Consider the following 22,429-nt stretch of genomic DNA (forward strand, 5'->3'; position numbering starts at 1 on the left):
GTGACGGTAATTTTCGAGACGTGTGGCGTTGGCCGCGGTCTGCCGCGAGGAACCGCCAGCGATTGTCGAATGTCAGCATCGGCACGCCCTGTCATATCATTAGCGCCTCTCGGTCAGGCCTTTCGCCGACTCCGAGGAGCATCCTCCGGCGTAGCGCCAACATCGCCAAGATGTTGTAGGCGAAAGGCGCGACGGCTCGGCAGCTTGACGACAAGCTCCAATTCTCCGCCGACAGCCTCGACATAGCTGCGTAATGTGGAGAGATACATATCGGCTTGCTTCTCGATCTTGGAGACTGAGGGCTGCTTGATGTTAAGGGCCGACGCTATGTCGGCCTGGGCTTTGCCGGCGATCTTGCGAAGCTCCCGAAGCCCCTCGACCTCCTGTCTCAGCTCTTGATAGCGCTTCTCGATTGCAGCCTGCTCTTCCGCAGGGAGGGAGGCGATAACGTCCTCAAGTTTTCTGCCCATCTCAGTCATCCCTTCTTTGCGGTTTTCAGGTTTTCCAGATGCTGGGAAAACCGGAGATCCGCCTTTGCGATAAGCTGCCGATAGAAGCGCTTCTGGCTGCCGCCCGATTTGTCGCCCGCCACCAGCAGGATCGCTCTGCGTTCAGGATCGAAGGCGAAGGCTGCGCGCCATTCACCATCTGCCGCAACGAACCGGAGCTCCTTCATTTTGGCGTGTTTCGATCCGTTGAGCGTATCGACGTACGGCCGGCCAAGCTGCGGACCGTATCGGGCGAGCAGCTTGGCGGTGGCTGTCAACGCGATACGCACTTGTGGAGCGTAGCCGAGAAGCTCATCTTCGAAAGCGGCGTGTAGTCTGACTTCCCATCACATATAGCCTCAAAGCTATGTTGGGTCAATGGGAAGGATGCGCGGCGCGACAGGAGACGCCGACGTTGACCGTCGGCAATGCTCCACCCATGCGTCGAGATCAGCCACGGCATAACGAACATAGCGCCCGAACTTGTAAAATGCCGGTCCGGTATCGCGAGACCGGTAGCACTCCAGCGTGTGGGGATCGAGCGCGAGGTACTTAGCGGCCGCATCGGTATCGACGAAGCGGATCGGACCCGCGTCGTTGACGAAGGTCGCTCGCGTGAGAAGGTCCGCAGATGGCCACTGTCCACGCCTGCGATTTTGCTTTGAGGAGTTCATGCCTGTGCCTCCTCTCCTTGAGCGCGTTGCGTCCCAGGCGGCACGGCGCGATTGTTTCCACTACGGTGACGGAAGGGGCGGTAATTGCCTGCCTTGGTGCGGGATGTGTATTTCCCGTCCTCGAAACCGGCTGCTTGTGCAGCCGTAGCCGGCTGTGCCGCTGGCGGAGCGGCGGGGATAGCGATCTCTTCAACCTGCGACGGCGTTTCCGCCCGGGGCGGCTCTTCGGCGTGCGGCGCCTGTTCAGCTATAGCGGCAGCGGGATTCACGACAAGACGCCGCCGCGCGGCGACTGCGTCCGCTGCCAGTCGAACCGGATTGTCTTCGGTGTGGATGTAGCGCATGAACATCGCGACCGTTTTATGCGCGGTGAGCGCCATGCCGACCTTCACCGGCACACCGGAATTGGCGATGTCGGTCGCGGCACGATGCCGGATGCCGTGGGTGCCGACATGCGGCACTCCGGCTCGCTCAAGTATGCGGCGCCATCCTTTGTGATAGGTATTGTCAGTCATCGGCTTCGACGGGTTGAAGATCGAGGGGCAGACGAACGGCGAATCCTCAAATCGAGGCGCGGCGGCCAACAAGCTGTGGGCTTCACCGCTGAGCGGCTTGATCATCCCGCCGGTCTTGCTGTCGGGCCAGGTCACCTTGCGCTGATCGAGATCGATCCAGTCCCACTCAAGGGAAAGCACCTCGGACATGCGACCCGCGAACTCGAACTGAAGCCTGATGGCCAATATGATGAAGGGATGCTCCAGGCCCTCGCGTTCCGCGCGATCGAGGTAGGCATAGATTTTCCGCATCTCTGCGTCGGTGATGAACCGTGTGGATCCCTTCTCGGCATACTTCTGGACGTGCCGGCAGGGATTGGACCCATCCGGACGATAACCCCACACCTCCGCGAGGTTGAACATCTTCCGGAGGCAGGCGAGCGTCCGGTTGGCGATGATCGGTCGGTCCGCCATCGCTGTCATCATCGCGGATACATCGGCTCGCGTGACTTCGTGAGCCTTCAAGGTGCCGAGCCGCGGCACAATGTGGTTCTTGATGTTGAGCTCATTGCCTTCGACGGTGCGGGGTTTGTTGTGGAGCTTGGAGTAGTCCTCGATGAATTGATTGCAGAGCTCCTTCATTGTCGGAGCTGCCCGCGCTGCGGACTTCTCGGTGCTCGGGTCCTTGCCCTGCCGGACCTCTGCAAGCCAGTCCTGGGCGATCTTCCGAGCTTGCTCGACCGTCAACTCACCGAACTTCCCGATCGAGGGCTTGCGGCGGACGCCGGCATTGGTCTGGTATTGCAGCATGAAGATCTTGCGCCCGGTGGGCGTGACTTTGAGGAGGAAGCCGGGTACCGTCGTATCGCGGAGTTCGTAATCGCGGTCCTGCGGGGCGGCGGCATCAACCGCGGATTTTGTCAGTTTGATTTTGGCCATCTAGTCGTCTCCGAGCGTCAAAAACTAGGAGCAGAATAGGGGCACTCAGGCCCACTGCTCCCGGCTACTGCCGCGTGCTAGAGAAAAGGTCGAAGGCCCAAGGATGCAAGCTAAGTCATTGCATCGTAGTAGGTTTTCGCGTTTTTACTTGCAAACGGCGGAGATGACGTTAGACGAAATTGGCGGGCTCAAAATCGAGTTCCGCAAGGAGTGCTGGTTCGATCCCGGCTAGGGGCACCACCCACCTGAGAAACCGCGAGCTCGGCTGGCGTTATCCCAGGAGCCCTCCTCCTGGGATAACCGCTATTGAGGCCGCGGCCGGCCCCTCCGACAGCCTCAGCGGTAACGAGGTCGCTTACATCGGCCCCGGCACCATCTTGGTCGGCTGCTCCGGCATCGGAAACGCATAATTGTCGCATTTCACGTCCGGGTTCGTCGGACTGAACATTCCGAGCGGGTTCTCCTTGAACAGCCAGGCGTGAAGGTCGTAGTGGTGGAACTCCTTCGGGATGAGCGGATAATGCCCCTCCATAGGCCCCATGAATGTCTGGCCGAAAAGTTTCGGCGGCTCCTTGGTGTCCGGCGTCAAGGGCACGAGCCATTCCACGCCGACCAGGCGCAACTCGTTACCGACCGGCTCATAGATCAGCACATTGGGGCGCGTCGGATCTGCGGTCGGGCCGACAGTCGTGACATTGACGAAATGGATGCCCATTGCGCCTTTCGGGTAGTCCATCGCCCCTTCCACCTTTTCGCCGCTGTAGAAGACGCATCCGACCGTCGACAGATAAAGTTCGCGAACGGCAACCTTGTAGTCTTCATATCTGGACAGCGATTTGCGCAGGGCATCTATCTCGGCCTTGTCGGGTTCGGCGGCCCGAGGCGCGGCGGCGCTCAGACACGCGCCAACGAGACCTGCCAATGTGAGGATACCGAGATGCCTGAGGTGAGTTGGTTTCGTCATGCATTCCTCCCAGTTTTTTCTTCTGGCCGTGCAGGACCGAGGCGGCAATGATGCTGGACGCGCGGCCGAAATTGATCGCCTCATCCCTGTTGGGACTGCGTTGATGCTAGTCCCTTCCGGTGATTGGGAGAATTAACCCTGACGACCTAGGCCCAAGCCGGCCCAGCGCATGGCGCGGGAAGAACCCAGACGGACAGAAACCGGAACAGGTTGGGCCTCGGCGTTAGTTTGCTGGACATTGATTTGGCCGCAGCCCGGAAGCAGCATTGCCTATGCCTCGAATGGATATCCGGAAACGCCCGCTTCGCTATATTAGTGCACGCTAATGATGTATGATTGCCGCAAATGTCACTGGCGGTTGGAGCCCGGGTGCATGCGGTCGGAAAACGATGGATGGACGCCAGCTTGGCAGGCGTGATCGCCACGGCTGCAGCACTTGGGAGTGTTTCGGCATTTGCGCATAGTTCCGATGGCGGTTGGACCTATCCACCGGCCTGCTGCTACGGCGATCGGCTGACAGGAGAGTGCGGCAAGATTCCCAGCATAACCGTCACACCGCGGCCCGACGGCTATGTGATCGTTTTGCGGCCAGGCGACCACCAGAAGGTCACTCATCAGAACCGATATTTTGTCCCCTACGATAGCGTAATTCCGTCCGGCGACGACAACTTTCACATCTGCCTTCATCCGACCGAAGAACACGAAAACTGCTTTTTCGCGCCGGCAGACGCGTTCTAGGCGATCGCTCCTACCGCCGCCGCAGCAAGCTCTTCATCCGGTTGCGCAGCAGGCGGGCCATGTTGCGGGTCTCCCGGTAGAGGTGAAGCTGCGAGGCCGCCTGGCGGGCAGGGCGGTCGGCATCCGGCGTCAGCCCGATCACCAGCGTGCCCATCGGCTTGCGCTCCGTCCACAGCCGGCTCATCACCGGATGGTCGGGCACGGCGCAGGAATCGGTCATCATGATGTTGGGGTCGTCGAGATGCTGCCTGGTCACCTCGATCATCAGCAGCGTGCCTGGCGAATAGGCAGCGAGCGTCTCGTCATAGGCGGTCTTCCAGGTGTAGCCGACGCCGGCCTCGACGAAGACGACCAGGCAGGCGATGGTGCGGCCGTCGAGCGTCAGCGAGTGGATACGGCAGAGATCCTGCTCGGCCAGCCGGTGCACCGCCTCGCGGGCGAAGGCGGCGCGGTAGCGGTCGATGGCCATGGCGGTGCGCTCGCGGCCTTTCCAGCCAGCGGCCTCCAATGTCAGGAAATTCTCGATGGCATGGCGGATCTCGTCCGGCCCGCGCGCCACCACATGCTCCAGCCGGCCGAGGCCGGCGAGGCGGCGCTTCAGGCGGCGGAACTCGCGATAATGGTGGGCGCGCAGCGAAGCTTTCAGATATTCCTCGCCGTCGAGCGCGCTTTCGAGCACCGGGCGGTCGGCCTTGCCGGTGGTGACCAGCGTCAGGCCGCGCGTTTCGGCGACGCTGGCGAGCAGGCTGGCCACCGGGCCGTCCAGCCTTATGTCGGGCAGCACGAAGACTTTCGGCAGCTTGAGATGCGGCCGCGACAGCATCGAGAAGAAATCCTCGATGACACCGATCGGATCGTCGCGGTCGACCAGCGGCGTGCCGATCGGGCCGAACGGGCTCGACCAGGTGCGCATGACTGGAATCCCGAGCGGCACCGCCGGCCGCTCGACCGAGAACGGCACCAGCAGGCGCAGCCGGTTGCGAAACTGGTCGCCGTCGCGGATGACGGCCAGCCGCACTTCGCGGTCCTCCAGCCTCGGCATGGCCGGCGCCAGGAAGCGCGGGTTGAAGAAGACGTTGGGCTCGATTGTGCGGGTGCAGAGATAGTCGAGCTCCTCGACCAGGTCGAAGCCGGCGGAGGCTGGATAGATGGCGAGCTTGCGCTCGGGCCGGTGGTTGGCGAGGATCTCGATATGGGCGGGATCGGCCTCGCGGGCGAGCCCGGCAAGGCCGGACACCATGGCGCCGGCCGGGCCGCCGCTGGTTTCCTCGAGCAGGGGGACGGCAGCCATCAGGCGGCTCCTTTGGCTGATACGAAAATGACCATGACGATGCCGAGCTTGCGCCAGACCGTGAAGGACAGCGCGCCGGCCTCGAAGATCATGGCGAAGACGGTGGCCATCGCCGCGCCCCACAGGCCGAAGAGCGGGATCAGCACGACGGTCAGCGCGATGTTGAAGGCCAGCGTCAGGGCGTAGACCGCGGCGCAGATGTTCTGGTTGCCGCTCATGGTGAGCAGGCTTTCGCAAGGGCCGACGGCGGCCCGCGCCACGACGCCGAACACCAGCAGGAACAGCAGCGGATAGCCGGCGGAAAATTCGGGGCCGAACAAGGTCAGCATTGGCTCGCCCAGTGCCAGCACCAGCAGCGCCATAGCCAGCGACGGCCAGAAGGTCCACGACACCGTCTCGCGGGCAAAGGCAGCGAGCTTTTGCGGCTCGCCATGGGTGAACTGGGCATAGCGCTGGGCGACGCCGGCCTTGACCGCGAAATAGACGAAATGCACCAGCGCCAGCGTCTTGACCGTGGCGAAATAGACGGCGACGTCGTTGGGATCGAGGTAGGCGCCGACCATCAGCACGTCGGCATTGGTGAGCAGGAAGAAAAAGCTCTCGACCAGGAAGATCGGCAGCGAGACGATGAACCATTGGCCGAAATGCAATTTCATCGGCCCGGCCGGGATCCTTCTGTCCATGCGCGACGTCACGCCGATGAGCTGACCGAGCGTGGTGCCATAGGTGGCGGCGATCGCGGCGAAGATCGCCGTCCTGGCGTCGGCCGCGTAGCCCGCCAGCAGCATCAGCGCCATGAACGCCAGGATCAGCAGCGGCCGCACCAGAAAGGTCGGCGACAGCGCAAACAGCGCCCAGGAATTGGCCCGCGCCAGCCCTTGCAGAAGGTCGGACATGGCGATCATCGGCAGGCAGATGATGCCGAGGATGAACGGCACGACGTAATAGTCTTCGATGAAGGGCGACAGCAGCCAGACGGCGAGCGCGCCGAGGCCGGCGATCACTGTGGAGGCAATCAGCACGAACAGCCGGCTGGCCCGCACGATGCCGCGCAGTTCGGCCATCATGCCGCGCTCACGATATTCGGGAATGAAGCGGATGACAGAGGTGTGGAAGCCGAGGCAGGCGAGATTGCCGACGATGACCATCGTCACCCAGACGAGGACGAAAATGCCGTACTCGAACGAGCCCATCCAGCGCGCCATCAGCACCTGGCTGACGAAGGCGATGACGGCGCTGACGATGCGGACCGAAAAGGCGATCAGCGACATGCGGCCGGCCTCCCCGCGCTCGCCGGCGGCGAACAGCACGGCATCGATCAGGCCGAGCAGCGGCCTTATGCGCAGCGCAAGGCGCTGCGGCAGGAACCGCCCGGCTGTCGTCGCCGCGGAAAAGCGCACCCAATACTCTCCGTTTTCCCGCCAATTTACAGGGGCTTGGTGTAGCGGAGACACATTAAGAAACGGTTGGGTGGGCTTTCCTTCGCCCTGTCGCTATACGGGGAGAAGGTGCCGGCAGGCGGATGAGGGCGGCGCGGGCTGCTTCATATTCATCATTCGCGCAACCCTTCAACCTGCTCGGGAGTGTCTCAGTTTGAAATCCGCGGAAACGCCTATCCCGTTTGCCCCATATGCGAAAACGCCTATATGCTTAGCGGAACGCACGGCAGCAACAATGGTCTACACTGTCATCTGGTATGGAAGGCAGGGCATCGTCGACAAGGTGATCTTCGACGACGAGAAGACCGCGAAAGATCATGCAACCTCCATGTTTCAAACCCGAAAGGGTGACGATGGAATCGTGTCCGTTGAAGTTCGTAAGGACAACGGCGCTGTCGTCTTTAGCCATGCCGAGAACTAGGAATGCCAACCGGACCTAAAGGCCAGAAGCGTCCTGCCGACGTGATCGGCAATGCCGTCCGCGTCATGCGTATTGCTACAGGCGAGGAATCCGATGACGTGGTTGACGACGGTAAAGACCTGCCGCGAAAGCGCTGGGCGCGAAAGGCGGCACGAAGCGGGCCGAGAATATGACGCCAGAGCGTCGCCCTAAGATCGCCAAAAAGGCTGAGCGCCCCCTCTGGCCTGCCGGCCATCTCCCCCTCAGGTGGCGAGATTGGCTAATTGCCAACGCCTCCGCTGCCCTCATCCGCCCTTCGGGCACCTTCTCCCCGTGAATGGGGCGAAGAAAGGCAGTGCCTTACGCAAACGCCCCGTGGCAATGCTTGTACTTTTTGCCTGACCCACAGGGGCAGGCTTCGTTGCGGCCGATCTTGCCCCAGGTCGCCGGGTTCTTCGGGTCGCGGTTTTCGGGGGCGACGATGGCGTTGGTCTCCTGGCGGACCAGGACGGCCGTCTCGCCGCCTTCGAAATCGTCCTCGCCGGTCGAGCCGTCGATGTGGCTGCCGAACATGTCGGGCGCCTCTGGCGGTGGCGCTTCCGCCGCCTGGCGGACCAGCTCGACGCGCATCAGCTGCGCCGTTACCGCCTGGCGCAGATTGCCCAGCATCGCCTGGAACAGCTCGAACGCCTCGCTCTTGTACTCCTGCAGCGGATCGCGCTGGGCGTAGCCGCGGAAGCCGACGACCGAGCGCAGATGGTCGAGATTGACGATGTGCTCGCGCCACAGATGGTCGAGCGTCTGCAGCACCACGGAGCGCTCGACATAGGTCATCACGTCGGGGCCGAAGCGCTCGGCGCGCTCCTTGGCGGCGGCATCGGCGGCCTGGCTGATGCGCTCGCGGATGTCGTCCTCGGCAATGCCTTCTTCCTTGACCCAGTCTTCTACCGGCAGGTCGAGGTTGAGGAATTCGGCGATCTCGGCCTTGAGCCCGGCGACGTTCCACTGCTCGGCATAGGCGTTTTCGGGAATGTTCTTGGCAACGATCTCCTCGATGACGCCTTCGCGCATCTCGGTGATCGTCTCGGACAGGCCTTCGCCGTCCATCAATTCGAGGCGCTGCTCGAACACCACCTTGCGCTGGTCGTTGGAGACGTCGTCATATTTCAACAGGTTCTTGCGGATGTCGAAGTTGCGCGCCTCGACCTTCTTTTGCGCCTTTTCCAGCGCCTTGTTGATCCAGGGATGGATGATCGCCTCGTCTTCCTTGAGGCCGAGCTTCTGCAGCATGCCGTCCATGCGCTCGGAACCGAAGATGCGCATCAGATCGTCCTGCAGCGACAGGAAGAACTTTGACCGCCCGGGATCGCCCTGACGGCCTGAGCGGCCGCGCAACTGGTTGTCGATGCGGCGCGATTCATGGCGTTCGGTGGCCAGCACGTAGAGGCCGCCGGCGGCAAGCGCCTTTTCCTTCAGCCGGGCGATGTCGTCGCGGATTTGCTTTTCCCGGGCCTCGCGCTCGGGGCCGGCCGGCATGTCGCCAAGCTCCTCGGCGATGCGCATGTCGGCATTGCCGCCGAGCTGGATGTCGGTGCCGCGGCCGGCCATGTTGGTCGCGATGGTGATGGCGCCGGGTTTGCCGGCCTGGGCGACGATCGCCGCCTCGCGCTCGTGATGGCGGGCGTTCAGCACCTCGAAATCCTTGAAACCTTCCTTGCGCAGGCGCTCGGCCAGTTGCTCGGATTTCTCGATGGAAGTCGTGCCGACCAGGGTCGGCTGGCCCTTGGCGCGGGCTTCCTTGATCTCCTTGACGATCGCCTTGTATTTCTCCTCGACCGTCCGGTAGACCTCGTCGTCTTCGTCAATGCGGATGACCGGCAGGTTGGTCGGGATCTCGGTGACGTCGAGATTGTAGATGTTGGCGAATTCCTCGGCCTCGGTCAGCGCCGTGCCGGTCATGCCGGCGAGCTTCTTGTAGAGGCGGAAATAGTTCTGGAAGGTGACCGAGGCGAGCGTCTGGTTCTCCGGCTGGATCGCCACATGCTCCTTGGCTTCGAGCGCCTGGTGCAGGCCTTCCGAATAGCGGCGGCCGGGCATCATGCGGCCGGTGAACTCGTCGATGATGACGATCTCGCCGTTGCGGACAATATAGTCCTTGTCCTTCTGGAACAGCCGGTGCGCCTTCAGCGCGTTGTTGACGTGGTGGACGATGGCCACGTTCTCGACGTCATAGAGCGACTCGCCCTTGAGCAGGCCGGCATCGCGCAGCATGTTCTCCAGCTTCTCGGTGCCTTCCTCGGTGAAGATCGAGGTCTTCTGCTTCTCGTCGATCTCGTAGTCCTGCGGCTGCAGCTGGACGATGAAGGTATCGATGGTGTTGTACATTTCCGAACGGTCCTCGAGCGGACCGGAAATGATTAGCGGCGTGCGGGCTTCATCGACCAGGATGGAATCGACCTCGTCGACGATGGCGTAGCTATGGCCGCGCTGCACCATCTGGGCGCGCTCGTATTTCATGTTGTCGCGCAGATAGTCGAAGCCGAGCTCGTTGTTTGTGGCGTAGGTGACGTCGGCGGCGTAGGCGACGCGGCGCTCCTCGTCGGACAGGCCATGGACGATGACGCCGACCTTAAGGCCGAGGAATTTGTAGACGCGGCCCATCCATTCGGAGTCGCGCGTCGCCAGATAATCGTTGACGGTGACGACATGGACGCCATTGCCGGCGAGCGCGTTGAGATAGACCGGCAGCGTCGCCACCAGCGTCTTGCCTTCACCGGTCCGCATCTCGGCAATACCGCCATTGTGCAGCACCATGCCGCCGATCAGCTGCACGTCGAACGGGCGCATGCCGAGCACGCGGCGGGCGGCCTCACGCACGGTAGCGAAGGCCGGCACCAGGAGGTCGTCGAGGCTGGCGCCGTTGGCGATGTCCTGGCGGAATTTGTCGGTTCGGGCCTGAAGCTCGGCGTCGGAGAGCGCCCGCATCTCGTTTTCCATGGCATTGATCGCCTCGACGCGGGGCCGGGTCGATTTGACCCGACGATCGTTGGAGGAGCCGAAAACCTTACGGGCGAGACCGCCGAGACTGACCATCCAATGGCCCTTTCGATAGCATTCCAAGTCGTTGCGACGGGCGCCGGCTGGCCCCATCAAATCCACGTGAACGCGGACAAACGCAAAAAGCGCCCGGAAAACGGTTCTGGACGCAAAGTCGTTGGACAGATAAGAGGGGGCTCATTCGATGTCAACGCCGCGCTCGCCCTGTCGACCGCGCCAAATTCCGCCACAATCCTGCTGGTCTGGAAGCCATTCCGCTCTAGCTACCCCGCTTTGGAGATAATCGTAATGTCTGTATTGTTCCGCCGTGCGTCGCTCGCCAGCCTTGGTCTGGCATTCGGCCTGTCGGCCCTCTCGCTGTCGCCGCTGATGGCACAGGAAGCCGCCCCTGCCCAGCCGGCAGCACCCGCCCCGGCGGCCAAGCCGGTCGATCCGAACGCCGTGGTCGCCACCATCAACGGCCAGACGCTGACCGAGGCAGACCTTGGGCTTGCCGAGGGCGAGCTGTCGCAGCAGTTCGCGCAGCTTCCGCCCGAGCAGCGCCGCGCCGCGGCACTGTCGGCGGCGATCGAAATCCGCGTCATGGCGGCTCAGGCAGTGACTACCGGCCTCGACAAGGATCCCGACTTCCAGCGCCGCATGGCGTTCCTGCAGCAGCGCGCGCTGCATGGCGAAATGGTCGAGAAGGGCGTCATCGACAAGGTTACCGATGCCGAGGTCCGCGCCCGCTACGACCAGGAAATCGCCAACACGCCGCCCACCAACGAGGTGCACGCCCGTCACATCCTCGTGAAGACGAAGGAAGAGGCCGACGCCATCATCAAGCAGCTCGACGGCGGCGCCGACTTCCAGAAACTCGCCAACGAGCACACCAGCGATCCGAGCGGCAAGACCAGCGGCGGCGATCTCGGCTGGTTCGGACCTGGCCAGATGGTGCCGGAGTTCGACAAGGCGGCGTTTGCGCTGGCGGTCGGCAAATACACCGAGCAGCCGGTGCAGTCGCAGTTCGGCTGGCATGTCATCAAGGTTGAGGACAAGCGCACCAAGCAGCCGCCGGCGTTCGACCAGGTCAAGGACCAGGCGCGCCAGGCGGTCATCCGCGACAAGTATTTCGCGCTGGTCAAGTCGCTGCGTGCCAACGCCAAGGTCGACATCCCGGATGCGAACCTGAAGAAGACGGTCGACGCGTTGGAAAGCGCCAAATAAGCCAGATTGGGCTACGACAGGGCGCGCTGCCGCCCTGTCGCTTCTATTTGGTAGGGCGAGCGAGGATGCGTCGACGCCGCCGCCGGACCGCCGTGGCGTCGCCGGCATCCTCAGCGACGATGCCTTTCAAGATATAGCCGACCGCCCTGCGTAAGATCGCCTCGTCCTCGTCCAGGCGGTCTGTCAGAAGGTGCGCCCAGGCAAACGAGGCAATCAGGTCGGCGACGACAGTGGCGTCGACACCGGCTGCCACCTCTCCCCTTGCTTTGGCGCGTTCGACCATCTGGCCGGTGTGGATGCGACGCCCTCTCGCGTATTCGGCAAGGGCGGCGGCGGCTTTTTCGTCCGACTGCGCCTCGGCGATCAGCGATCTGAACACGCTGCCCGATGATGTGTCGCGCCAGTGCGCGAACAAGCTCTTCAGGAAGCCGGCGAGATCCTCCGCAAGGTTCCCGGTATCGGGATTGTCGACGCGCTTTTGCCGCTGGTAAACGTCGAGCAGCAAGGCGGCCTTGCTTGGCCACCAGCGATAAATCGTCGGTTTTCCGGCACGCGCGCGGCGCGCCACCGCCTCGATCGAGAAGCCGGAATAACCGGCCTCGACCAGCACCGCCTCGGCGGCATCGAGAATGGCATCGGCGCTTTCGGGGCTGCGCCGTGCGCCGGCTGACTTGCGCCCGGGATCGGTGATTTCGCCCATCTCTTCTTCCTTACCCGCGATTTCAGCAGTCATCATATACAACTCTTGACGAAACGGAACGATCCGTTTTATATGTAACGAAACGTTCCGTAACGATAAGGAGGGACAGCAATGACTTCGGCCGTCGTGATCCTTTTTTCGCGCCTGCGCTTCGCCCTGCTGGAACTGCTCGGCGTCTATCCGCTGATCACTGCCATCTTGTACGTGGTTTTTCCGCTGACGCAGGGATGGCAGATCTGGCAGCGCACGCTGGTCATCGCGCCGGTGATGGTCTCGATCATGATCTGGGGGCTGATTCCGGGTGTGCAGCGGATGTTTCGTGGCTTCCTCAACCCGACCGTCCGGTGACGGTCATTCCAGCGCTTGCGACGTTTCCGATGCAACGCGCCATTCGCCGTCGGCCAGAACGAGTTCCAGCGTCACCCGCGCCTTGCCGGTCAGGCGCTGCGCCGATTTGTTTTTTGGCACATAGTCGTAGTTCATGGCGAAAACCACGTCGGCACGATCCTTACCGTGCGGCGTCACCTCGAGGCTGCCGGGCTCGAGACCGAACGACCACGACGCCCATTGCGCGAACCAGTCGGTCTTGACCTTGACGATGGCCTCGCTGTCGTAACGCGTGCCGTAGATGGTGGCCGAAGAACCGTAGAGCCGCTTGACGGTTTCGCGCATGCTCCTGGCATCAGGCGCCAGATAGTTTTCGCGCAAGAATTTTTCGATGGCACCCTCGTCGCCGACGGAGCGTCCGAGCGCAGCCACCTGCGACGCGGGAGCCGGGCTGACGGCCGGTTTCGGTTGCTGGGCAGTGTCTCCGCCCGGAACGAATTCGAAACGCTCGAGCAGCGACCCCTGCTCCCAGGGACGCTGCGCCTCGCGCGTTGCGGAAACGACGTCGCGGCGCACCGCGATCATCATGTCGCTGATGCTCTGTCCGGGCTCCGCCATGTGCCGCAAAAGCGCCGCGGCAAAGGGCGAGTTGCGCCCCGTCCCGTCCATTGCCACGGCGCCGGGCGCCGTCGAGAAGGCGATGAAGGAGCCGCGTGTCGACTCGAATTGGGCAAGGCCGGCGAGAGCCGTCGCCGAGCGCGTCGTGGCGCCGCGGCTGAGACTTCGGGCAAACGGGTTGTTGCGGCAGGCATCGAGGAAGACCAGGCTGACCTTGGCCTGCTGCTCCATGATGTCGAGAACCTCGTCGATCGGCACCGCCTCGAGTTGCAGCTTGACCGGCATGTCCAGCCGGGCGTCGACCGGCACGATGAAGTTGCGCCCGTCGACCTGCAGGCCGTGGCCGGCATAGTAGAACAGCCCGGCACCGGCACCTTGCAGCGCATCTGAGAATTCGCCGATCTTGCGCTCGAGCTCGCGCTTGCCGAGATCGTTGCCTTCGATCACCTCGAAACCGATGGCGCGCAGCTTGTCGGCGATGTCGAGCGCATCGTTGACCGGATTGGCCAGCGTGCCGGCTTCGGCGTAGCTGCCGTTGCCGACCACAAGCGCCACGCGCCGCGCCGTCTGCGCATCGGCGTGCAGCAGCAGAAAGCCCAGAAACGCCAGTGCCAAGACCACAAGCCTGCCCATGGGGCAGGATCATAGCGCTATCGGTCGCAGCGACACCAACAAATTTGCAACAGCCTGCTTGCGGCCGCGGCAGGTGTCAGGCTTCCGGTAGCCATAACGGCTGTGAAAACGCCTTGCGCCGGCGCGTGCTATCGGGCAAACCGGCGTTCCTTTCGCGATTTTTCCCGCCCGAGGTCTTCCATGTCCGCACAGGTTTCGCCGCTCGCGCCGAAGAAATATCCCAAGATGCCGGTGATCGAGGGCGTGCGCATCGCCACCGCCGAGGCCGGCATAAAATACAAGGACCGCACCGACTTGCTGGCCATGGTGTTCGACGCCGGCACCACCGTCGCCGGGGTGTTCACCAGGTCGAAATGCCCCTCGGCGCCGGTCGATTTCTGCCGGCAGAACCTCGTGGCTGGCAAGGCACGCGTGCTGGTGGTCAATTCCGGCAATGCCAATGCCTTCACCGGCCAGAAGGGCCGCGCCTCGACGGCACTCACGGGCGAGGTGGCGGCGAAGGCGGCCGGCTGCACAGCGGGCGAGGTGTTCCTGGCCTCGACCGGCGTGATCGGCGAACCGCTCGACGCCGGCAAGTTCAGCCATCTGCTGGCCGGGCTGGTCAAGGACGGCAAGCCGGAATTGTGGACCGAAGCCGCCAAGGCGATCATGACCACCGACACCTATCCCAAACTGGCGACCGTGACGGTCAAGCTCGGCGATACGGACGTCACCATCAACGGTATCGCCAAGGGCGCCGGCATGATCGCGCCCGATATGGCGACGATGCTTTCCTTCGTCGCCACCGACGCGCCGATCGCAGCACCCGTGCTGCAGGATCTCTTGTCGCGCGGCACGGCCAAGACCTTCAACGCGGTTACCGTCGACAGTGACACCTCGACCAGCGATACGCTGCTGATGTTCGCCACGGGTGCTGCCGCCAGGCGCGGCGCGCCGGCAATTTCCGACCCTAAGGATGCGCGCCTCGGCGCCTTCCGCCGTGCCCTAGGCAAGGTGCTGAAATCGCTGGCACTGCAGGTGGTGCGCGACGGCGAGGGCGCCCGCAAGCAGGTCGAGGTCACCGTCACCGGGGCCAAATCGGCTCGCTCGGCCAAGCGCATCGCGCTGTCGATCGCCAATTCGCCGCTGGTCAAGACGGCAGTCGCCGGCGAGGACGCCAATTGGGGCCGCGTCGTCATGGCCGTCGGCAAGGCCGGGGAGCCGGCCGACCGCGACCTTCTGTCGATCTGGTTCGGCGACAACCGCCTGGCCTATCAGGGCGAGCGCGACGCCGCCTATTCCGAGGCGGCGACTTCGGCGTATATGAAGCGCGACGAGATCCGCATCCGCGCCGATATCGGCATCGGCCGCGGCAAGGCGACGGTGTGGACCTGCGATCTCACCAAGGAATATGTCGCCATAAACGGCGATTATCGGAGCTGATGGCGTTGGCTTCCAGACATCCCGCAAGCGTGTTGGCGATCGTGCGCCGCTATGAGGCGGCCGGCTTTCGCGCCTGGCCGGCGGCCGCCGTCCATTATGACGGCACCTGGGTGGTTCGGCTGACGGCCGGCCACCCGGCCAAGCGGCTGAACTCGGTCAATCCGCTCGATCCGGGCGACATCCAGCACATTGCCGAGCGCATCGGTCGCGCCAGCCGCCGCTTCGACGCTTATGGCAGGCCGCTGACCTTTCGCATCTCACCGCTGTCGGGGCCTGATCTTTCAAAGTACCTCGACAGCGAAGGCTGGAGCACATTCGCGGAGTCGCTGGTCATGCGGCTGCCGCTGGCCGACGCCGCGCTCGACGATGCCATGGACCAGATTCCGTTGAGGGACATCAGCCGTTTCATCGGCGCGGCGCTCAAGGTGAGCGGTTCTGATGTGTCGCTGCGGCCGGGCCTGTCGGAGATCATCGGCGCCATCCAACCGGAGGCCGGGCTGTTTGCGCTGGAGGCCGGCAGCGAACCGCTGGCAACGTTGATCTGCGTGCATGACGGCGACCTTGCCGGCCTGTTCGAGATCGCCACCGACAGGTCGGTGCGCAACCAGGGCCATGGCCGCCACCTCATCCGTTCGGCATTGAAATGGGCGCGGCTGCGCGGCGCGCGGGAAGCCTGGCTGCAGGTCGAGGCGGACAACGCGCCGGCGCTGGCGCTTTACCGCTCGCTCGGATTCGACGAAGTCTATCGCTATCACTATCGCCGGCCACAAGGCGCATGAGCGGCTTGGATACGGTCGGCAAACGCCTGCTCCTGGTCGCCGCCTGCGCGCTGGTCGATGCCGACGGGCGCGTGCTGTTGGCGCAGCGGCCCGAAGGCAAGCAACTCGCCGGCCTGTGGGAGTTTCCGGGCGGCAAGGTCGAGCCCGGCGAGACGCCGGAACAATGCCTGATCCGCGAATTGTACGAGGAGATCGGCATCGAGACCGATATCCCTTGCCTGGCGCCGCTCACCTTCGCCAGCCATTCCTACGATGATTTTCACCTGCTGATGCCGCTGTTCGTCTGCCGTCGCTTCCGCGGCATTGCCCAGCCGAAGGAAGGTCAGGTGCTGAAATGGGTACGGCCGCGCCAGATGCGCGATTTTCCAATGCCGCCGGCCGATGCCCCGCTGATCCAGTTCCTCATCGATCTGCTCTAACGGCCGACCTGCCGTAAACCGGGCAGCTCCTCAACGCGATATCGGCAGCATTAATGAAAGATTTATCTGGCCGTGAAAAATTGACGCAAAGCGGTTACGCCGATTCCACCGCTGGGAGCGATGTGCATGAGCCTCGACAAGGACTGGGACTCGCCTTGGGCCGACCGCCTTCCTGGCGCCGCCAATGCCGGCATGGGAATATTGCGCATCGCCCTCTTGTTCGGCTCGGCCGCGGTGGCTCTGGCCTTGATCGCGACGCCCTACCTCGACAGCCGGACCCGCTCGCAGTTTGCCCGCGACGGGCTTGATACGATGAGCACCGGCTCGATCGGCCAGCGCGATAGCTATACGCTACGCAAGAGCGTGCTGCAGCCGCTGCCCAGTTCGGTCTGCGTTATACGGGCCGATGGCAGAAGCAGCGGCGACTGCTGACTCCTCAACAGATCTCTACGATTCGGCTGTTTCCTAGAATGCGGCTGGTTCACCGCGCGTTAAGCCTGTCGCGTTAACCTTTCTTAACGGGTCGGCGCTAGGTTCGGGCAAGAGGGATGGGCGCCCATGAAAATCTTGCTGCAACGATTTTTAGAAGACGAGAGGGGCGCGACGGTTGTCGAATATGGTTTGATCGTTGCCGTGCTGTCGCTTGCCATTGTCGCTGGTGTCGGCCGGGCTGCCGATGCGATTCAGTGGCTGTTCAGCGACAACAGCAGCAGGCTTGCCAACGCTTTTGCGCAGTGACCCGCTTAGCCTTGATGGGAAACGCTTAGTTTTTGCGCAAGGATACGCTCAGGGGCCGCCGGGGTTTTCCAGGATTGTCTTCAGCGATATTTTTGCGGAGCCCGGCTTCAGCGGCTTTTGCTGAGAGGCATCGGGCGCCCAGCCTGACATCCAGACCACCGAGAAACTGGCCCTGACGCGGCCATCCGCATCCGAAAACCGCTCCGCATAGATTTCGGCGGCGCGCGCGAACAGCGCTCGCGTGCCCGGCCGCCTGCTGCGGTCGACTAGCGCGCTGGTCTCGCCCATGGCGCGCAGGTCTGCGACCAGGCCAAATACCGAATCGTAGCGCACCGTGATCGTCTCGACGTCCGCCACCGGCAGTGCCAGGCCGGCGCGCTGCAGCAGCGCGCCGGCGTCGCGGACGTCGGTGAATGGGATCACACGCGGGCTGGCGCCGCCATAGAGCTCGGTCTCGGCGGCAAGCAGGCTTTCGCGCAGCTCGGAAAGCGTGCCTGTGCCGGCGAAGGCACCGAGGAAAAGCCCGTCCGGCTTCAGCGCCCGGCGGATCTGCACCAGCATGCCGGGAATGTCGTTCATCGCCTGCAGCGACAGCAGCGAGACTGCGAGGTCGAGGCTTTCCGGTTCGAATGGCACGGTTTCCAACGGCGCCAACAGTCCTGGCTGGCCACCCAGGAAAGCGGCGTCGGCCTCGACGCGCACGTTTTCCGACACCTTGCCGCTTTCAGCGAGCACTTCTGCTGCTGCCGGCGTCTGGCAAAACAATGAGGCCGCCTTGCCGAACCTGCGTTCGACGGCGCCGAGCCGGTCGGCCAGATCCTCGGCCGCCCGCCGCATGAGGAAATCCGCGCCGGCGATGGGACGGGCCAGTGCCCGGCGCTTGCGCGCCAGCCAGAGCGAGGTGTCGATTACAGGCTGCAATGGGCAGGTCCTTGTGCTTCGCTCTCTGATATAGTGATGCGGAGGACCAACCACGTGGCCGATCCCATGCCAGAGATCAAGCGTATTGCGATCAAGAGCATTGCCCGCAAGGCATTGGGCTGGCCGGCGCGCCTCTTGTTCCCGCCGGTCTGCGCCGGCTGCGGCCGCCATGTCTCGCAGCCCGGCGTGTTGTGCGGCGCCTGCTGGCCGAAACTCAGGCTGCTGGAACGGCCGTGGTGCCCGGTGATGGGCACGCCGTTCACCCACAGTATGGGTGAGGGTTTCCTGTCGGCGGAGGCGATAGCCGACCCGCCGCCGTTCGAACGCGCGCGGGCGGCGGTTGCCTATTCCGGCGTTGCCCGCCAGATGGTGCAAGGGCTGAAATACCAGGACCGCACCGATCTGGCGCCGTGGATGGCGCGCTGGATGCTTCGCGCCGGTGCTGAACTCATCGCCGAGGCCGACGTGGTCGTGCCGGTGCCGCTGCACTGGCGGCGTTTCTTCCGACGGCAGTTCAACCAGTCCGCGGAACTGGCGCGGGCGGTGGCGCAGCTCGGGGAGCGGCCTTTCGCGCCATCAGCCATCAAGCGCGTCAAACTCACGCGCCAGCAAGTCGGGCTGGAGCGGCGGGAACGCGAGGAAAATGTTCGCGCCGCATTCAAAGTGCCGGATGAGGCGGAGATCGAAATCGCCGGCCGCCGGGTGCTGTTGATCGATGATGTCTACACCACCGGCGCCACCGTCCGCGCGGTCGCCAGGGCATTGAAGAAGGGCGGTGCCGGCGCGGTCGACGTACTGACCTTCGCGCGCGTGCTGCCGGGGGACTTTCGGGCCGACGAATCGGCGCCTATATAGCCTATATGACAGCAGAACGAGGCAGGATTGCTGACCGATGGTCGATGTGACGATCTACACGCGGATGATGTGCGGCTATTGCACCGCGGCCAAACGGCTGCTCGACAGGAAGGGCGTCGCCTATACCGAGCACGACGCCTCCTTCTCGCCGGAACTGCGCCAGGAAATGATTTCCCGGGCCCATGGCCGTTCCACCTTTCCGCAGATATTCATCGGCGACACGCATGTCGGCGGCTCTGACGATCTCCACGAATTGGAGGCGGAAGGACGGCTGGACGGATTGCTCGCCAACGGCTCGACCAGGTAAGGACATGACGATGGGTGCTTTCAAGGCCGCGGCGATCCAGATGCGTTCGGGAACCAGTTCGGAGCGCAATGCGGTCGATCTGGAACGGCTGGTCCGCGAGGCGGCAGGTCTTGGCGCGTCCTATGTCCAGACGCCGGAAATGACCGGCGCGCTGATCCGCGACAGCCAAGCGCGGGCCGCTTCCTTCACCTCCGAAGACAAGGACATCGTCGTCTCGACGTCGCGGAGGCTGGCCAAGGAGCTCGGCATCTTCCTGCATATCGGCTCGACCGCCATTCTGCGCGCCGACGGCAAGCTTGCCAACCGCGCCCTTCTGTTCGGGCCGGACGGTGCCACGATTGCCACCTACGACAAGATCCACATGTTCGATGTCGATCTCGACAATGGCGAGAGCTGGCGCGAATCCGCCGCCTATGAGCCTGGCACCGAGGCCGTCGTCGCCGAAATCAATGGCGTGAAGCTCGGCTTTGCCGTCTGCTACGATCTACGCTTTCCGCAGCTGTTCCGTGCCGAGGCGCTGGCCGGCGCCGATCTGCTTTCGGTGCCCGCCGCCTTCACCCGCCAGACCGGTGAAGCGCATTGGCATGTGCTGCTCAGGGCGCGCGCCATCGAGAACGGCGCCTATGTGGTTGCCGCGGCGCAAGGCGGCGTGCACGAGGACGGCCGCGAAACCTATGGCCATTCGCTGATCGTCGATCCCTGGGGCCGCATCGTCGCCGAGGCGGCGCATGACGAGCCGGCGGTGATTGTCGCCGAGATCGACCCGGTGCAGTCAGTCGCCGCGCGCAAGAAGATACCGAATCTCAAAAACGCACGCGATTTTGCCGTAAACGCCGGTTCGGCGGAGGCAATGCCGCTCAGGGGTGCCGCCTCTTGATCCGCTTTTCCCTGATCTGCGAACACGAGCACGAATTCGAGGCCTGGTTCCGCAGCAACGACGATTTCGACACACAGAAGAGGCGCGGTTTCATCGATTGCCCGGCCTGCGGCTCGCACAAGGTCGAGAAGGCGCTGATGGCGCCGGCCGTCTCGACCGGGCGCAGCCAGGAGAAGATCGCGCTGGCCATGGGCGAGGCGCAAAAGCAGGCGCTGGCGCAGCTCAAGGCGCTTGCCGAGAAGGTGCGCGAGAACGCCGATTATGTTGGCGACAAATTTGCCGAGGAAGCGCGCAAGATCCATTTTGGCGAGAGCGATCCGCGCGGCATTTATGGCGAGGCGACGCTGGAGGAGGCCAAGAGCCTCGCCGAGGATGGCGTCGAATTCTTGCCTATTCCAAGTTTCCCCGACGACCGCAACTGATCGGTCAACTTGCTCCAGACATAGCGAGGCATAGCTCCGCCAGCTAGAGCCATGATCGTGAAGGTCGGCGCCGTTGCCAGCAACGGCCGATCGGTGGCGTCGAGGGCGGCGATGCTGCCGCCCCTTTTCACAACCGTTCGCAGTTTCAGGCCGAGCAGCACGGATGGGCCTCGCGGGTAATCGTTTCGCTCTTTCCTTCATGCCCACTGCCTGACGGGCTTGCTTCACTTGCCGGGCTTGCTTCCGCATAGGCTGCAAACTGGCGTTCAAGCGCCTTGACCGCGCTGCTGCGCCAGCCCTCCGCCACGGATTCCGACATGGGATCGGGGAAGATCTCCTCCTCGCCATTCTCCACGCCGTCCAGGATTGCCCGCGCAACAGACTCCGGAGAGGCCTTCGCTATGTCCAGGCCCCGGGTCATGTCCGTGTCCACGGGGCCAGGAAGGACCCTGTGGACACTGACACCCTGTCCGGCCAAAAGGGTGCGTAACGACTGCGACAGGGAGAATGAGGCCGCCTTCGAGATCGAATAAGCCGGACTGAACGGCACGGCGGCAATCGAGGCCAGCGACAGAATGTTGACGATGGCTCCCCGCGACCGGGCCAGCAACGGCAGCAGAGCCTGGGTAACGTCATACGATCCGAAGAGGTTTACGGCGAGCTGTTGTTCGAGCACACGACGGTCGCTGAGGTCATCGAAGGGCGATACGCCGGCGTTGTTGATGAGGATATCGAGAGCATCGATCTTCTCGACGGCCTCCCGGATCTGCGCAACGTGGGTCACATCCATGGTCAGGGACGTCACACGCCGGTCCGGGTGGGCCATGGATTGGCGGGTTGCGGCATAGACGCGCTTTACGCCTCTGCTCAGGGCTTCCTCGACCAGTGCCCGACCGATGCCCCGATTGGCTCCAGTCACCAGGATGGCTGTACCTTCGATCTTCACTGCGTCTCTCCTAGTGCTTATCGTTGCGTTCGAGCTCAGTGCACAATCTAGCCGCGACTCAAGGTTGGCGCGCCGCAACTCAGGTTGGCTACAGTCGCCGTTGTCGATACGACTGGTTGGTGAGATGGACTTAGCGCCGGATGTCGAAGCCATGGGAGTGACAAGTGTGACGGGATTCCGATGGACTCGCTGATCACGGCCGCGGCGCATGCGCTTGCGGCGGGCGATCCGCTCGGCGCCTTGAAGCGGGTTGCGCTGCGCGACGATGCGCCGGCACTGGCGTTGCGCGGTATCGCAATGGCGCAGCTTGGCGACTTGGTTCGGGCGAAGGTTCTTCTAAAAAGGGCGGCACACGCATTCAGCCCGAGGGAGGCCGTGGCCCGCGCGAGGTGTGTCGTCGCCGAGGCCGAGATCGCGCTCGTCTCGCGCGACCTCGCCTGGCCGGCCAAGACACTCGACGCCGCGCGGGCGACGCTTGAAAGGCATGGCGACCGCGTCAATGCCGCACATGCGCGCAACCTCGAAGTCCGGCGCTTGCTGCTGATCGGCCATCTCGACGAAGCCGAGCGCAGGCTGGACGGCTTCGATCCCTCGCCGCTGCCGCCGGCATCGCGGGCCGCCCACGAGCTGGCTGTCGCCGGCATCGCCATCCGCCGCTTGCGGACCGGTCCTGCGCCCGGCGGCCCCGGGCCGGCGGCGCCCGCGCCGCCGGCGGGGGGGGAACCCCCCCCGGGGCGGGGGGGGGGGGGGGGCGGGGGGGGGGGGGGGCCCCCCG

General features: G+C 63.8%; 24 protein-coding genes and 2 pseudogenes. 14 read left to right on the forward strand and 12 right to left on the reverse strand.

All coding sequences use genetic code 11. From position 1 onward, the window contains the following. Positions 1 to 113 precede the first annotated feature (113 nt). The 5 genes and pseudogenes from NKH98_RS17900 to NKH98_RS17920 form a co-directional block, all read right to left on the reverse strand. Positions 114 to 470 (reverse strand): XRE family transcriptional regulator, encoded by a 357-nt coding sequence (locus tag NKH98_RS17900; protein WP_352900234.1) that lies wholly within the window; start codon positions 468 to 470, stop codon positions 114 to 116. 5 nt (positions 471 to 475) lie between these two features. Then, positions 476 to 790: pseudogene (locus NKH98_RS17905) on the reverse strand (type II toxin-antitoxin system RelE/ParE family toxin); the annotation flags it as partial. A gap of 63 nt (positions 791 to 853) precedes the next feature. Beyond that, complete coding sequence (locus NKH98_RS17910; RefSeq protein ID WP_352900237.1) at positions 854 to 1,162, reverse strand: helix-turn-helix domain-containing protein; 309 nt, start codon at positions 1,160 to 1,162, stop codon at positions 854 to 856. Then, complete coding sequence (locus NKH98_RS17915) at positions 1,159 to 2,595, reverse strand: tyrosine-type recombinase/integrase (protein ID WP_352900240.1); 1,437 nt, start codon at positions 2,593 to 2,595, stop codon at positions 1,159 to 1,161. Before NKH98_RS17915 ends, NKH98_RS17910 begins: the two co-directional genes overlap by 4 nt. 355 nt (positions 2,596 to 2,950) lie before the next feature. Further along, entirely contained in the window at positions 2,951 to 3,559 is a 609-nt protein-coding gene (locus NKH98_RS17920; RefSeq protein WP_352476299.1) for a hypothetical protein, read from the reverse strand. A gap of 393 nt (positions 3,560 to 3,952) precedes the next feature. Between NKH98_RS17920 and NKH98_RS17925 the strand changes: the two genes are divergently transcribed. After that, positions 3,953 to 4,297: a hypothetical protein gene (locus NKH98_RS17925; protein ID WP_352900242.1), complete on the forward strand. Its 345-nt coding sequence runs from the start codon at positions 3,953 to 3,955 to the stop codon at positions 4,295 to 4,297. A gap of 10 nt (positions 4,298 to 4,307) precedes the next feature. On the opposite strand, the gene NKH98_RS17930 is transcribed toward NKH98_RS17925, so the two are convergent. Together NKH98_RS17930 and NKH98_RS17935 are read right to left on the reverse strand one after the other, a co-directional pair. After that, positions 4,308 to 5,588 carry a GNAT family N-acetyltransferase gene (locus NKH98_RS17930; protein ID WP_352900245.1) on the reverse strand — a complete coding sequence of 427 codons (1,281 nt, stop codon included), beginning with the start codon at positions 5,586 to 5,588 and terminating at the stop codon, positions 4,308 to 4,310. After that, on the reverse strand, positions 5,588 to 6,988 hold the full coding sequence (locus NKH98_RS17935) for a lipopolysaccharide biosynthesis protein (RefSeq protein ID WP_352900247.1): 1,401 nt from the start codon (positions 6,986 to 6,988) through the stop codon (positions 5,588 to 5,590). The genes NKH98_RS17930 and NKH98_RS17935 overlap by 1 nt, the downstream gene beginning before the upstream one ends. A 274-nt stretch (positions 6,989 to 7,262) precedes the next feature. Here NKH98_RS17935 and NKH98_RS17940 point away from each other — a divergent pair, with 274 nt between their 5' ends. Then, positions 7,263 to 7,448, forward strand: coding sequence for a hypothetical protein (locus NKH98_RS17940; RefSeq protein ID WP_031194557.1), 186 nt, complete (start codon positions 7,263 to 7,265; stop codon positions 7,446 to 7,448). Between the two features lie 339 nt (positions 7,449 to 7,787). On the opposite strand, the gene secA is transcribed toward NKH98_RS17940, so the two are convergent. After that, positions 7,788 to 10,520: a preprotein translocase subunit SecA gene (secA, locus tag NKH98_RS17945; RefSeq protein WP_352900249.1), complete on the reverse strand. Its 2,733-nt coding sequence runs from the start codon at positions 10,518 to 10,520 to the stop codon at positions 7,788 to 7,790. A gap of 252 nt (positions 10,521 to 10,772) precedes the next feature. Here secA and NKH98_RS17950 point away from each other — a divergent pair, with 252 nt between their 5' ends. Further along, entirely contained in the window at positions 10,773 to 11,690 is a 918-nt protein-coding gene (locus tag NKH98_RS17950) for a peptidylprolyl isomerase (RefSeq protein ID WP_352821252.1), read from the forward strand. Between the two features lie 43 nt (positions 11,691 to 11,733). Here NKH98_RS17950 and NKH98_RS17955 read toward each other — a convergent pair whose 3' ends face one another. Continuing rightward, on the reverse strand, positions 11,734 to 12,390 hold the full coding sequence (locus NKH98_RS17955) for a TetR/AcrR family transcriptional regulator (RefSeq protein ID WP_352900280.1): 657 nt from the start codon (positions 12,388 to 12,390) through the stop codon (positions 11,734 to 11,736). A 111-nt stretch (positions 12,391 to 12,501) separates the two neighbouring features. Between NKH98_RS17955 and NKH98_RS17960 the strand changes: the two genes are divergently transcribed. Further along, on the forward strand, positions 12,502 to 12,738 hold the full coding sequence (locus NKH98_RS17960) for a putative antibiotic biosynthesis monooxygenase (protein ID WP_352649338.1): 237 nt from the start codon (positions 12,502 to 12,504) through the stop codon (positions 12,736 to 12,738). 3 nt (positions 12,739 to 12,741) lie between these two features. On the opposite strand, the gene NKH98_RS17965 is transcribed toward NKH98_RS17960, so the two are convergent. After that, complete coding sequence (locus NKH98_RS17965) at positions 12,742 to 13,968, reverse strand: caspase family protein (RefSeq protein ID WP_352900252.1); 1,227 nt, start codon at positions 13,966 to 13,968, stop codon at positions 12,742 to 12,744. 180 nt (positions 13,969 to 14,148) lie between these two features. On the opposite strand from NKH98_RS17965, the gene argJ reads away from it, so the two are divergent. The 5 genes from argJ (at position 14,149) to NKH98_RS17990 (ending at position 17,326) form a co-directional block, all read left to right on the forward strand. Beyond that, positions 14,149 to 15,390, forward strand: a complete 1,242-nt coding sequence (argJ, locus tag NKH98_RS17970; protein WP_352900254.1) for a bifunctional glutamate N-acetyltransferase/amino-acid acetyltransferase ArgJ — start codon at positions 14,149 to 14,151, stop codon at positions 15,388 to 15,390. After that, complete coding sequence (locus NKH98_RS17975; protein ID WP_352649341.1) at positions 15,390 to 16,169, forward strand: GNAT family N-acetyltransferase; 780 nt, start codon at positions 15,390 to 15,392, stop codon at positions 16,167 to 16,169. The genes argJ and NKH98_RS17975 overlap by 1 nt, the downstream gene beginning before the upstream one ends. After that, complete coding sequence (locus NKH98_RS17980; RefSeq protein WP_352491816.1) at positions 16,166 to 16,588, forward strand: (deoxy)nucleoside triphosphate pyrophosphohydrolase; 423 nt, start codon at positions 16,166 to 16,168, stop codon at positions 16,586 to 16,588. The genes NKH98_RS17975 and NKH98_RS17980 overlap by 4 nt, the downstream gene beginning before the upstream one ends. A 126-nt stretch (positions 16,589 to 16,714) precedes the next feature. Continuing rightward, positions 16,715 to 17,020 carry a hypothetical protein gene (locus NKH98_RS17985; RefSeq protein ID WP_254816695.1) on the forward strand — a complete coding sequence of 102 codons (306 nt, stop codon included), beginning with the start codon at positions 16,715 to 16,717 and terminating at the stop codon, positions 17,018 to 17,020. Between the two features lie 126 nt (positions 17,021 to 17,146). Then, positions 17,147 to 17,326, forward strand: a complete 180-nt coding sequence (locus tag NKH98_RS17990) for a Flp family type IVb pilin (RefSeq protein WP_254816696.1) — start codon at positions 17,147 to 17,149, stop codon at positions 17,324 to 17,326. Positions 17,327 to 17,374: 48 nt separating this feature from the next. On the opposite strand, the gene NKH98_RS17995 is transcribed toward NKH98_RS17990, so the two are convergent. Next, on the reverse strand, positions 17,375 to 18,247 hold the full coding sequence (locus NKH98_RS17995) for a methyltransferase domain-containing protein (RefSeq protein WP_352900258.1): 873 nt from the start codon (positions 18,245 to 18,247) through the stop codon (positions 17,375 to 17,377). A gap of 54 nt (positions 18,248 to 18,301) precedes the next feature. Between NKH98_RS17995 and NKH98_RS18000 the strand changes: the two genes are divergently transcribed. From NKH98_RS18000 to NKH98_RS18015, 4 genes are read left to right on the forward strand one after another with little or no spacing between them, the layout of a single operon-like run. After that, the gene (locus NKH98_RS18000; protein ID WP_352900260.1) at positions 18,302 to 19,102 is read left to right on the forward strand and encodes a ComF family protein; all 801 of its coding nucleotides are present in this window, start codon (positions 18,302 to 18,304) and stop codon (positions 19,100 to 19,102) included. Positions 19,103 to 19,139: 37 nt separating this feature from the next. Continuing rightward, positions 19,140 to 19,409 (forward strand): glutaredoxin 3, encoded by a 270-nt coding sequence (gene grxC, locus NKH98_RS18005; protein WP_254816699.1) that lies wholly within the window; start codon positions 19,140 to 19,142, stop codon positions 19,407 to 19,409. A gap of 10 nt (positions 19,410 to 19,419) precedes the next feature. Then, positions 19,420 to 20,286 (forward strand): carbon-nitrogen hydrolase family protein, encoded by an 867-nt coding sequence (locus NKH98_RS18010; protein ID WP_352900263.1) that lies wholly within the window; start codon positions 19,420 to 19,422, stop codon positions 20,284 to 20,286. Continuing rightward, a complete protein-coding gene (locus NKH98_RS18015; RefSeq protein ID WP_254816701.1) occupies positions 20,283 to 20,708 on the forward strand; it encodes a DUF1178 family protein in 426 nt (141 codons plus the stop codon). The genes NKH98_RS18010 and NKH98_RS18015 overlap by 4 nt, the downstream gene beginning before the upstream one ends. A 145-nt stretch (positions 20,709 to 20,853) precedes the next feature. On the opposite strand, the gene NKH98_RS18020 is transcribed toward NKH98_RS18015, so the two are convergent. Continuing rightward, positions 20,854 to 21,654, reverse strand: a complete 801-nt coding sequence (locus tag NKH98_RS18020) for an SDR family NAD(P)-dependent oxidoreductase (RefSeq protein ID WP_352900266.1) — start codon at positions 21,652 to 21,654, stop codon at positions 20,854 to 20,856. A gap of 180 nt (positions 21,655 to 21,834) precedes the next feature. On the opposite strand from NKH98_RS18020, the pseudogene NKH98_RS18025 reads away from it, so the two are divergent. Then, a pseudogene (locus tag NKH98_RS18025) lies at positions 21,835 to 22,429 on the forward strand (helix-turn-helix domain-containing protein); the annotation flags it as partial.

It is taken from the genome of Mesorhizobium sp. M0833 (assembly GCF_040319905.1).
In the GTDB taxonomy this organism is placed as follows: Bacteria; Pseudomonadota; Alphaproteobacteria; order Rhizobiales; family Rhizobiaceae; genus Mesorhizobium.